This is a genomic window from Herpetosiphon sp. NSE202 (genome assembly GCF_042688385.1).
Taxonomy (GTDB): domain Bacteria; phylum Chloroflexota; class Chloroflexia; order Chloroflexales; family Herpetosiphonaceae; genus Herpetosiphon.
On record NZ_JBHUPY010000001.1, the window covers coordinates 427,617 to 439,190 of the forward strand.

Consider the following 11,574-nt stretch of genomic DNA (forward strand, 5'->3'; position numbering starts at 1 on the left):
TAGCTTGGAGTTTAACAGACTGTTTCCCCAAAGCAGGCTTCGAGCAGGTTGCGAATTTGGATTTGGTGTTGTTGCCACCAGCCGCGCCCGCCGAGCACTTCGACAACGGTTATGACTTCGTTAAGTTGGTAACATGTAGCCTCGATGCCATCAGAGCGCACGATTGAAATGCTTTGCTCATCTGCATTAGGCGAAATTTTGATTGTATATGTTTGGGTTTCAATCACCATGCTCATTTGTGTGCTACTACCCTTTCGTTTCTACTATGCACCAATAGCCTCGCCTGATGGTTGGAAACGTTTTCTCCAGCAAGCGAACTATGGTTTCAGCCTACAATTTCAAGTTAACCAACTAATTTACCCAATTTGCTTTCGATGTAAGTAGAACGTTTGAAAACGCCGAACGTTCCTAGAAAAATTCCTTTTGGCTACCCTTTAACATTGCGCTAACAGTAGTTACTCGTTGGGCTAGGCTTAACGTTGACGCTTACCAGGATAAATCTCTTCCGCAGTTTTCCCACAATCGTGGGGCGCATCGACCACAGCCTCGCAGCGCGAACGTGCTTAGGCCATTGCTGGCAAAGGTGAGAGAATTTGAGCCTGCTTTGCCAACATACTGGAACGATTTGCCCCAAGCATAATGGTTATGTCGCCTGCGAACACTATCATCTAGGTTGGATTGGCCAGCAATTTAGGTTTAAATGCTGAGTGTTTTGGTCAATTGGGCCAGAATTTAGCCCAACAGTAAGCGCGATTAACCAAGCTGAGCTAGGTATTTGTCGGCACTTCCTTGAGGGCTTCTGCTAAGCAAATATCGAGCCATGGCTATATATGTATAGTTGTAGGTTTAAGAATGAAAGGCAGAGGTCAAAAGGCAAAAGGCAAAATAGAAGAATGAAAGGCAGAGGTCAAAAGGCAAAAGGCAAAATAGAAGGATGAGGAATGAAACGTAACAGCTTTAACTTAAGGCAGCGGCGCAGAGGGATCATGGCTATAGGCTATCGGATTAGCAACCATGTTCCCTCACCCCCCAACCCCCTCGCCCACGAAAACGCGGGCGAGGGGGAGCCAATCGTTCTTGTCATGATGGAGGTAAAACCACTATGGAAAAGCCCCTCTCCCGCCACGTGGGAGAGGGGTTGGGGTGAGGTGATCAGTGCGTGGTTAAACACAATGAACCAATACATCTATGCTCTGTTATTGCCCCAAAATTAAGGCAAACATCAACGGAGCCACGATTGAAGCATCCGATTCGACAATAAACTTCGGCGTGGTTGGCTCCAACTTGCCCCAGGTAATTTTTTCGTTGGGCACAGCGCCTGAGTACGAGCCATAGCTGGTGGTCGAATCGCTGATTTGGCAGAAGTAGCCCCAGACTGGCACATTGCCCATCTGCATGTCTTGGTGCAACATTGGCACAACACAAATTGGGAAGTCGCCAGCAATGCCACCGCCAATTTGATAGAAGCCAACTGAATGGGTTTTGCTGGTTTCGATATACCAGTCGGCCAAATAGGTCATGTATTCGATGCCCGTGCGCACGGTGTGCACATTCTTGACTTCGCCTTGCATAACGTGGGCTGCAAACATATTCCCAGTTGTCGAATCTTCCCAGCCTGGCACGATGATTGGCAGGTTTTTCTCCATTGCGGCGTACATCCACGAATCTTTAATATCGATTTGGAAGAATTCTTCTAACACGCCTTTGCGCAAGATCCGATATAAAAACTCGTGGGGGAAATAGCGCTCGCCAGCGGCATCTGCTGCCGTCCATTCATCGACCAAGGCTCGTTCCAAGCGGCGCATGGCTTCTTCTTCTGGAATACAGGTGTCGGTGACGCGATTCATGTGGCGGGCCAAGAGTTCTGCTTCATCATCGGGCGTTAAATCGCGATAATGTGGGACACGCTCGTAGTAATCGTGGGCCACCAAGTTAAACAAATCTTCTTCGAGATTGGCTCCGGTACACGAAATAATCTGCACTTTATCTTGGCGAATCATTTCGGCCAACGAGAGGCCCAATTCGGCGGTGCTCATCGCGCCTGCAAGCGTAATCATCATTTTGCCATTGTTGGCAAGGTGCTGCACATAGGCATCGCTGGCATCGATTAAGGCTGCCGCATTGAAGTGGCGAAAGTTATGGCGCAAAAAATCGCTGATAGGAGTTGTGCTCACAAGCTACCTCTTTATTGATAATGCAAAGATTAAGGCACTAGATTGCGCTAGCGCCGCCGTCTATTGTACCGCAGGCTGCCCCGATTATTGTGCTAAAACGAGGGCAATCCGCTTGCGTTCTGGATCGATCGATTGAATGCTGACATCCAAAATATCGCCAACGCTCAAACTCAGGCCACGAGGAATTTGCGAACGGTGCAATAAGCCATCGTGTTTGACCCCTAGATCGATAAATGCGCCCCAATCGACGACATTGCGCACGGTGCCTTTGAGCTGCATGCCTGGCTGCAAATCTTCAAAAGCCAGCACATCGCTGCGCAAAATTGGCGCTGGCACATCCTCGCGTGGGTCGCGGCCTGGCCGGAGCAATTGATCGATAATATCACTCAGGGTTGGCACGCCGGTGCCTAATTCTTCTGCAAGGCCATGCAATGGTTGATTCTTCAGATCTTCCAAGCGTTTGATGCGTTCGTTGCGGCCTGTTTTGGCATTGATATTGAGCTTGGCTAGCAAATTTCGTGCTACAGCATAGCTTTCTGGGTGAATGGCGCTGGCATCCAAGGCCTCATCGCCATCGCGAATACGCAAGAAGCCTGCTGCTTGTTCAAAGGCTTTTGGCCCTAGCCCTTTGACTTTTTTGAGTGCGATGCGTGAACGAAATGGCCCATGTTCCTCGCGATGGCTGACAATTTGGGCTGAAAGTTTGGGGCCAATGCCCGCAACGTAGCGCAAGAGCGCAGGCGAGGCGGTGTTGACATCAACACCAACATTATTAACCGCGCTTTCAACCACGCCATCGAGTGCATTGCCCAACGCTGTTTGATCAACATCGTGTTGATACATGCCCACGCCAATCGCTTTTGGCTCGATTTTGACCAACTCGGCGAGTGGGTCTTGGACGCGGCGGGCAATCGAAACTGCGCCGCGCAAACTAACATCGAGATCGGGCAATTCGTTGCGGGCAAGCGTGCTGGCGCTGTAAACGCTGGCTCCGGCTTCGCTGACAATCAAATATTTCAAGCCAGCATTTTGGCGAATCACATCGGCAACCAATTGCTCAGTTTCGCGCGAGGCTGTGCCATTGCCAATGGCGATTAAACTTACGGCATAGCGTTTGATCAAGCCCTGCAATTCTTGAAATGCTCGTTCGCGAGCTGCCGCGCCACTGTGGGGATAAATTGTGGCGGTGGTCAGCACATTGCCAGTTTGGCCGATAATTGCCACTTTGCAGCCAGTGCGAAAGCCTGGGTCAAGCCCAAGCACGACGTTATTGGCAATTGGCGCTTGCAACAACAACGAATGCACGTTTTTGGCAAACACAGTGATCGCATGGCTTTCTGCTTGTTCGGTTAGGGCGCGGCGTACATCGCGCTCAATCGCTGGCAGCAGCAAACGTTCAGCGCCATCCTGAACCGCCAAACGCAGCTGTTCAGCCCATTGCGAACGTTGATCGAGTGGGAAATATTTGGCGGCAACATCGGCCCAATCGCGTTCGCTGACCTGAATTTTGAAGCGCAAAATATGTTCGGCCTCGCCGCGATTGAGCGCCAGCACTTGGTAGGGCTTGAGCCGATTGGCGATGGCTTCGAATTGATAGTAGGTCTGGTAAACGCCTTTGCTATCCTCGGCATCGGCGATCAACTCGCTGCGGGCAACCCCCCAGCGCAAGGCTCGTTCGCGAGTTTGGCGGCGCACTTCAGGATGCTCGCTCAGCTGCTCGGCCACAATATCGCGCGCTCCAGCCAAGGCATCTTCAACGCTCGCAACGTGGTCGTTGAGAAACTGGCGGGCAGTGGCTTCGATTGCGTCGTTGGGCTGCATCTGGATAATCTCGGCCAAGCCTTCGAGGCCACGTTCGCGGGCAATGCTGGCGCGGGTGCGGCGTTTGGGCTTGAAGGGTGCATACAAATCTTCGAGCGTCGTTTTATCGCTGGCTGCGGCCAAGGCTTGGGCCAGCGCATCAGTCAAGGTGCCTTGTTCGCGCAGGGCATTTAAGATTGCCTCGCGACGTTCATCAAGCTCGCGCAAGCGGGCAATTTGGCTTTGGATGCTGCGCAATTGTTCTTCATCCAAGCCGCCAGTTTGCTCCTTGCGATAGCGAGCGACAAAAGGCAAGGTATTGCCTGCATCAAACAATTGAATTGCGGCGGTAACTTGGTCGGCACGCACCGTCAAGCTTTTGGCAATTAAATGAGCATAATCCATACAAGTTCCCAATCTAGCTAAACCAATAGCTTCATTTTAACATAGCAGGTTTGATCGACGCAGGGGAAGTGGTATGAGGGATAAGGATTCAGGGTCTAGGGAGACGGAAACCACGAAGAGTTTTTAACCACGAAGAACACGAAGAGCACGAAGTTTAGATTTATTGGATTAGCCACCGTGTCCCCTCACCCCCTAGCCCCCTCTCCCACGAAAACGCGGGCGAGGGGGAGCACTGGTTTTTACCGCTGTATTGCGCAAGAACCACGGTGGTAAAGCCCCTCGCCCGCCCCGTGGGAGAGGGGTTGGGGTGAGGGGATCAGGCGGTGGTTAACCTCATGTACCAGTACAAATATAGGCTGTCGGAATTTCATTCTTCATCCCTCATACTTCATACTTCATACATCGGTTCTCTGCGCCGCTGCGTTAAAGTAATTCACGCATTACCTGATGACCAATCTCCAACATCTAATACCCTAATCCCTGACCCCTAGCCCCTGAACCCTACTAATTTTATTCAGGATTGAGTTGAGGGCGCGTAAATGGATTGCTCAATGATTCGCCCCAAATAGCGCTGAGTGGCTGGCCTTCGATCGTAATCAAGACCTGTTGAACGCTGCTGAACGAGGTTAATGCTAATACCAACGCATCAACGGCTGCGCGGGGATTACTGGTTTGGTTGAATTCAGCGCTGAGATCGAGCTGGGCAACGCCATCGATAATAACCAAGCGCCGAACTTGGCTCGTACTAGGAATTGCGCTGCTGACCAAATTACTATAGCGGCCCGCACCCCGAATAAGCTCATCGACAGTCGCTCGCGCCTCGGTTTTGGTGCTGGGTACGAGGCGCATCACGCGCACCCAACGGCCAGTGCTGGCTTGGAAATACAACGGTAAGAACGAAGTTGTGTTAAACTGGCCATTTAAACCCTGCGGATTATCGGGGTTGACGTTGGGTCGGTAACGCAAGCCCCCAAGATTCTGGCCTTGGACTTGAAGCTGCACTTGGCTAACGTCTGGTTGTTCAGTCAAGGCCAAAACGATCGAACGCAAGCCCAAATCTTCCACGCCTGAATTGCCAAACGTCGGGATACGGTTAAAATTAGCCGTAGCGATGCCACTGTTCAGCCGTAGACCAAGCAATTGGGTATCGCTGGGCAACAAACTGCGCAAATCGCTGCGTGCTCCAGCAATCAACTCGTGGATCGCAGCAGTGCGTGGCTGGCGGGTCATGGCAATTTGGCGCGACACTGGCACCAACACTTGACCACTGCTATCGGCATAAAACAGCGTCACTTGATTAACCTCACGGCCACCAGTTTCCTCGGTTGGCTGGGCAGTTGGTTCTGGCAGCGGTTCGGTGGTTGGCTCGATTGTTGGCTCGACCGTTGGTTCTACGGTTGGCTCGACCGTTGGTTCGATGGTTGGCTCAATTGTTGGTTCCACGGTTGGTACGGCGGTGGTGGCAATTGGCGATAAGGTTGGTTCGAAGGTCGGCAGATCGGTGGCAAACGGAATGCTAGGAGTTGGACTAGCAACAATCACATCTTCAGTTGGCGGTACAATAACAAATGTAGGCGATGCAAGAATCACCTGAGTGGTTGCAGAAGCCGATGGCGTAGCAGAGACCGAGGGAGTGGCGGTAGTGGTTAGAGCGATGGCTTCGGCTGTTTGAGTTTGACGAACCGCTGCTGTGGCAAAGGCATTTGGCGATGGTGAAACGGTTAATGTTGGGCCAGCGTTGGTTGGTTGCACGACCAACGATGTGGTGCTCGGTGTTGTAGGGCTGGAGTTGTTGCTAAATAACACAACCCCACTAATGGCATAGGCCACAATAATTAAGCAGAGCAAGCCAACTAAGGTGGCATAAATGCGGCGATCGCGGGTTGATAAGCCAGCGAGCCAACCGCGCCAACCACCAACCCCAACCGGCGTAGGCGGGCTAACCGCCTGCTCAATCGGCAGATCTTCACCAGTATATAATGGGCAACGCACATGATTGCTACTTAAACAAAACGCGGCTTGGGGCACTGGAATATCGTGGGCCTCACCAGTTATGTAGCAGCGGTGCTCCGACGTAGGACTCGCGAAACGAATCGCACGATTTTGTTTAAGGCCCACATATGGGCAGTGATGCACTGGTTCCACGACGTTCCTCGTTCAAGCTCAAAAGGCTTCTGACCGCCATTATACTCTACCAACCCTTGCCACAGAAACAGCGCTTGATTGCAGAAAGGTAACACATGCGGGTTCTGGTTCTTGCTGATATTCATGCTAACTTAGCCGCACTGGAAGCTGTTCTTGGAGCAGCAGGCGAGGTCGATTCGGTTTGGTGTTTGGGTGATACGGTTGGTTATGGGCCTCAACCAAATGAATGTGTAGCGCTCATGCGTGAACGCCAGCAAGCGATGTTGGTCGGGAATCACGACCTTGGTTGCCTTGGCTCTATTTCGTTGAACAATTTTAATCGTGATGCTCGGATTGCCAACGAATGGAATGGGTCGCAATTAACCGAGGACAATCGCGAGTTTTTGCTTAGCCTTAGCCCCATGCAACAGGTGAATGATACAGTTACGTTGGCGCATGGCAGCCCACGCGACCCAGTTTGGGAATATTTACTTGATACGGTGGGGGCAACCTATTCGTTTGATCATTTTAGCACACCTATTTGCTTTGTTGGCCATACGCATCAGCCAGTTATTTTTACTGCCGATATGCTTGGCGACCATTGCACCGCCACGATTCCCACCGATAACTTGGTGCTGAAGCTGCAACCAGATAAACGCTATATCATCAATGCTGGGGGCGTAGGCCAACCCCGCGATGGGGATGCCCGCTCTGGCTGGGCGATTTACGACGATGAGCAACAAACGGTCACCTTCCATCGCACAACTTACAATATTCGGCGCACCCAAACCTTGATGCTTGAACATGGCTTGCCCAATATTTTGGCTGCCCGTTTGAGCTTTGGGATGTAGCTATCGGCCCACACCAGGCAAAAAGATGTTGGTAATTGGTGTCCAGCTGCGAGTTTCAGCGAGCGCATTCGTGCCATTCCACCCACCAATGCTATAAATATCCCGAGCATTTGAAAGCACGAGGTGTTCGCTGAGGGCATGGCCAGTGCGTAAATCGGTTGTCGTCCACAGGTTGTTTTGCAACACCAGCACCGGCTGATCGCCTTCTGCGCCACCAACCAGATAGATTTGATTGGTAATAAAGACTGCGCCTGCATCAATTCGCGGAGCTGGCAAATCAGCCAAGGCCTGCCACTCACCAGTTTGCAAACGCCAGGTTTTGAGGTTTGGTCCAGTGGTGGTTTGGCCACCGATTAACACCACATCGCTGCCGTTTTGAGCAAGCGCCGCATCGCGTAATGGCAATGGGATGGGCGCACCTTGGCTCCAGCTTTTGCTATCGGGGCTATAAATAAAGCTGGTTGCGGCAATCACGCTTTCGCTTTCGCCGCCAAATACATACACTTTGCCATCGATTGCTGCAACCATGGCATTGGCGCGCGCTTCGGGCATGGCTGGCCCACTTTGCCAACGATTTTGCGCCAGATCAAAAATCTCAAAGCTCTTGCTTGCATTGCCATTTTTATCGCGACCCCCAGCCACATAAATTTGGCCGGCAATCTGCACTGCGCCACTGGCTGCGACTGCGGTTGGCTTGGGTGCAAGTTCACGCCATGCTCCGGTCGCAAGGTTGAGTTGCCAGGTTTGCGCTACCACGCCCGTCTCGGTATTGCCGCCAATCACAATCAAGCTATCGGCCAAAAAGACCCCAGTATGCTGGTAGGTCGGTTGGGGCAAGGCAGTCAGTGGTTGCCACACATTGCTTACAACGGTGGTTGGCGCAGGTTGGGTTGTGGGCGTGATGTTGTTGCGCACAACAAACCAGCCAATCGCCATTACCGCTACAATCAGCCCACCCAACACCCCCAAAATCGCCAACGCATAGCCGCGCGGAATCGTAATTTGATTGGTTGGTTGGGTCAGCACAGGGGTAATGGGATCGGGCGTTGGCGTTATTGTTGGTTGCCCAATCGTGGTTGCTTGAACTAGTTCTGCTGGGGTTGGCTCGCTGCTTGGGGGCGTAACAATCGGTTCTGGCTCTGCTGGCACAATTTCTGGCTCAGGGGCGAGGGTTGGGTTAACTGCAACCTCAATTAATCCCCGACGCACTGCTTCGAGCGTTGCCTCTGTTCGTGATAACACCCCTAACTTAGCATAGATATTGCGGATATGTACTTTAACCGTGTTGGGGCTGATGACGAGCGTATTGGCGATTTCGTTATTGCTTGCCCCCAGCGCTAGCTGCTGCAAGACTTCAATTTCACGCTCGCTAAGTGGTGATTGTTCAGACATATTCCTCAATTCCTGAGCCAATTCTCGATCGCTTGTATGGTAGCTGAACGCAGGAGCAAAGTCAAAGGGTTAATCAATAATCAGGGGCGGAATCAAAGCCTGATTCCTACCCCTGATCGATTCGTTAACGCTGTTTATTTGGCTGGCTGTTCGCTCGAATCGGCTGCTTGATCAGCATCGTCGTCGCTCTCAGCTTCGTCAGCTTGATCAGCATCGCTATCAGCGTCGCTGTCATCAAAATCGTCATCATCACTGTTGTCGAAATCGTCATCAGCGTCGCTATCAGCATCGTCGTCGCCATCCTTGCCCAAACCCAACGATTGTTTGGTCATCAACAAGGCTGCGCGGCCACGCAACATCAAATCGTCAAACTTCGATGGCTCTTTTTCCTCGCGTGGCAAGACCGAGATAAAATGATTGAACAAGTGGCTATTTTCGCGCACAAACTGGTTCAAATCTGCCTCAGGATTGCGCAATTGCCAATCTTCCAAGCTGACGGCCAAGAACTCGTGTAGTTTTTCCACCGTGTCGGGGGTGGTTTGGGCCGCAGCGCCAGCAATGTAATATTCATCGCCAACTGGTACAAGGTGGGCAAAAATCAACTCGTTTTCTTCCAAGCGCTTGGCCGCAGCATGGTCGCGCAGGGTAAAGGTTTCTTTGGTCAAAACCTCTTCAATCAGCGCGCCTTTGCCTTTGATAATTTCGACAATCAGGTATGGCCGCAAGCGAATGCCCGACCACGTTGGCAGCAAATTAAGTTCATGTTCGTCAAGCTCAAGCTCCGCTGGCGGATTGGCGGCGATGCGTTCGACCAAGGTTGAGCCGTCGTCGCCACTTTGGGCATCGAAGGCCAGCCAAGTCAAGAAGCGCTCTGAGCCGCGATCTTCCTTCTCGTCAAGGTCGATCATATCGGCGGCAGTGTAGCGGCCACCCCAATATTGCTCAAACAAGGCTGGGGTTTTGGGCGCTAAATCGTCGTTTTGGCTGGCATCGATCAATTTGGGAAACAAGCGATCTTGGGCACGGCGCAATAAGCGCAACTGGTCTTCTTGTGCTCGATCAGCTGCTTCATGACATTGTTTATATTTTTTGCCACTGCCACATGGGCATGGATCGTTGCGGCCTACTTTTGCCATGGAACTACTCCTAGATTATGCTGCTGAGGGCATGCTAAAGATAAAGGTACTGCCTTTGCCAGGCGTGCTATCGACCCAAATTCGGCCACCGTGGGCCTCTATCACTTGCTTGCAATAGGCCAAGCCAACCCCGCCGATGCGTTGCTCGCCAACCTGTTTGCTGAAGCGGTCGAAAATGCGGCCTGCAAGCTCGACCGGAATACTTGGGCCTTGGTCGGCGATCCGTACTTGGGCATTGCCGCCAGTATTGCTAACCTGCACCCGCACTGTGCTATAAGCTGGGCTACGGCGCAAGGCATTATCCAACAGATGGCTCATCACGCGCCGCATCTTATCGGCATCAAACGCCAGCCCACCACTATCAGCGCCATATTCCAACACAAGGTTGATTGCACGTTGTTGGGCTTGGGGCGTGGCTTGGGCAATGCTGCCTTCGATGAGTGGCCGTAATGGATTAGCCAAACGGTGCAAGCTGTTGGCATCGCCATGCAAACGGCTCATTTCCATCAAGGTATTGGTCAATTCAACCAAGCGCGAGGTTGTGCGGCGGGCGGTTGATAGCACTCGCTCGTTGCCATCGCCCAAATCGCCAGCCAACAAGGTATCTTGGGCCGCTAACACTGAATTGAGCGGATCATGCATATCTTGCACCAAGAAATCGAGCAATTGCGAGCGCATTTCCTCAACTTCCAATTCGGTGGTTTTATCGTGAAACACCCCAACATAGCCCAAAACGCTGCCAGCGCTACTGCGAATTGGCACTTGGTTTAGGCCAATGACGGGCTTGCGCGTACCTTGTTGTTGCTCAAAAACCACTCGTTGGCGTTCGCCTTCGCGTTCGTTGCTGATCACGCGCAGGCGGCCTGTATTTTCTTGGCTCCATTGGTTGAGCGCTTGGCCTTCGAGCGTGCCGCCAAAGGTTTCATTCAACAATTGGCGAGCAGCAGCATTGGCCTGCACAATCACGCCATTGCTATCCGCCAAAACCACGCCATCGCTGGCTGCGCCAAGCACCGCCGCCAGCCGATCGCGCTCTTGCACCAACATTTGGGCAGCGCGTTCGACCCGCTCTTGTTCTTCGCCAAGCTGTTTGTTGAGTTGGGTCGTCGATTCGTGGCCAACGGTTTGCTGGCGATCAAAGGCGCGCAAGGCTGCGCTACATACCAAGCCAAAAATGCTAATCACCAGCACAAAGGCACTTAGCACGCCCCATTGAATTAATTGGTTGCTGCTTGGCTCGGCAGCGGCAAAATAGGCTGCTGCCCACAAACTAGCTAAACTAACAACCGTAACAATAGCAGTGTGCAAGGGGCGCAAGGTTAAAGCAGCGCATAACACCGGCAAGGCCGCGCTGATAATCGCCAATTCGCGCTGGTCGGGAAAGACCATGGTTGCGCCGAGGGCAATGCTCAGGGTTCCAACGACCAAGGCCCAACCACTCAAGGGCAAACGGCGACGCAGGCCAGCAATCAAGCCAACCAAGGCGGCAAGTGCGCCAACCCCGCCAGCAATTGCGCCAATTAGCATGGGTTGCGAACCAAAATTAAGCCCACTCCACGCTGCAAGCCCTGCGCCAAGCGCCAAGACAACCAAGGCAATTGGCAATAACAACCGACTTAAGGGCGAACGAGGGATGGTTATGGCAGCCGTTTGGCTAGGCTGCTCGGCAATTGCGACGCTTTCAGTCATGAG

General features: G+C 52.4%; 8 protein-coding genes. 1 reads left to right on the forward strand and 7 read right to left on the reverse strand.

Annotated elements, in window-relative coordinates; all coding sequences use genetic code 11:
• Positions 1 to 11 precede the first annotated feature (11 nt).
• From ACFMKP_RS01800 to ACFMKP_RS01815, 4 genes are all read right to left on the reverse strand, one after another.
• Positions 12 to 236: a hypothetical protein gene (locus ACFMKP_RS01800; RefSeq protein ID WP_382288531.1), complete on the reverse strand. Its 225-nt coding sequence runs from the start codon at positions 234 to 236 to the stop codon at positions 12 to 14.
• Positions 237 to 1,196: 960 nt separating this feature from the next.
• Complete coding sequence (locus ACFMKP_RS01805; protein ID WP_382288533.1) at positions 1,197 to 2,174, reverse strand: deoxyhypusine synthase family protein; 978 nt, start codon at positions 2,172 to 2,174, stop codon at positions 1,197 to 1,199.
• An 84-nt stretch (positions 2,175 to 2,258) separates the two neighbouring features.
• Positions 2,259 to 4,379, reverse strand: coding sequence for a Tex family protein (locus ACFMKP_RS01810; RefSeq protein WP_382288535.1), 2,121 nt, complete (start codon positions 4,377 to 4,379; stop codon positions 2,259 to 2,261).
• 510 nt (positions 4,380 to 4,889) lie between these two features.
• Complete coding sequence (locus ACFMKP_RS01815; RefSeq protein WP_382288537.1) at positions 4,890 to 6,371, reverse strand: GerMN domain-containing protein; 1,482 nt, start codon at positions 6,369 to 6,371, stop codon at positions 4,890 to 4,892.
• A 248-nt stretch (positions 6,372 to 6,619) separates the two neighbouring features.
• Here ACFMKP_RS01815 and ACFMKP_RS01820 point away from each other — a divergent pair, with 248 nt between their 5' ends.
• Positions 6,620 to 7,354, forward strand: a complete 735-nt coding sequence (locus tag ACFMKP_RS01820) for a metallophosphoesterase (protein ID WP_204755879.1) — start codon at positions 6,620 to 6,622, stop codon at positions 7,352 to 7,354.
• Here ACFMKP_RS01820 and ACFMKP_RS01825 read toward each other — a convergent pair whose 3' ends face one another.
• The 3 genes from ACFMKP_RS01825 to ACFMKP_RS01835 form a co-directional block, all read right to left on the reverse strand.
• On the reverse strand, positions 7,355 to 8,746 hold the full coding sequence (locus ACFMKP_RS01825) for a kelch repeat-containing protein (RefSeq protein ID WP_382288539.1): 1,392 nt from the start codon (positions 8,744 to 8,746) through the stop codon (positions 7,355 to 7,357).
• A gap of 134 nt (positions 8,747 to 8,880) precedes the next feature.
• Positions 8,881 to 9,882: a YecA family protein gene (locus ACFMKP_RS01830; RefSeq protein WP_382288541.1), complete on the reverse strand. Its 1,002-nt coding sequence runs from the start codon at positions 9,880 to 9,882 to the stop codon at positions 8,881 to 8,883.
• 15 nt (positions 9,883 to 9,897) lie between these two features.
• The gene (locus tag ACFMKP_RS01835) at positions 9,898 to 11,571 is read right to left on the reverse strand and encodes an ATP-binding protein (RefSeq protein ID WP_382288543.1); all 1,674 of its coding nucleotides are present in this window, start codon (positions 11,569 to 11,571) and stop codon (positions 9,898 to 9,900) included.
• Between the last annotated feature and the right edge of the window lie 3 nt (positions 11,572 to 11,574).

Excerpts from the sequence above, each read along its gene's own strand:
- ACFMKP_RS01800 (WP_382288531.1), bottom strand. The coding sequence starts at position 236 with ATGAGCATGGTGATTGAAACCCAAACATATACAATCAAAATTTCGCCT.
- ACFMKP_RS01810 (WP_382288535.1), bottom strand. The coding sequence starts at position 4,379 with ATGGATTATGCTCATTTAATTGCCAAAAGCTTGACGGTGCGTGCCGAC.
- ACFMKP_RS01820 (WP_204755879.1), top strand. The coding sequence starts at position 6,620 with ATGCGGGTTCTGGTTCTTGCTGATATTCATGCTAACTTAGCCGCACTG.
- ACFMKP_RS01825 (WP_382288539.1), bottom strand. The coding sequence starts at position 8,746 with ATGTCTGAACAATCACCACTTAGCGAGCGTGAAATTGAAGTCTTGCAG.
- ACFMKP_RS01830 (WP_382288541.1), bottom strand. The coding sequence starts at position 9,882 with ATGGCAAAAGTAGGCCGCAACGATCCATGCCCATGTGGCAGTGGCAAA.
- ACFMKP_RS01835 (WP_382288543.1), bottom strand. The coding sequence starts at position 11,571 with ATGACTGAAAGCGTCGCAATTGCCGAGCAGCCTAGCCAAACGGCTGCC.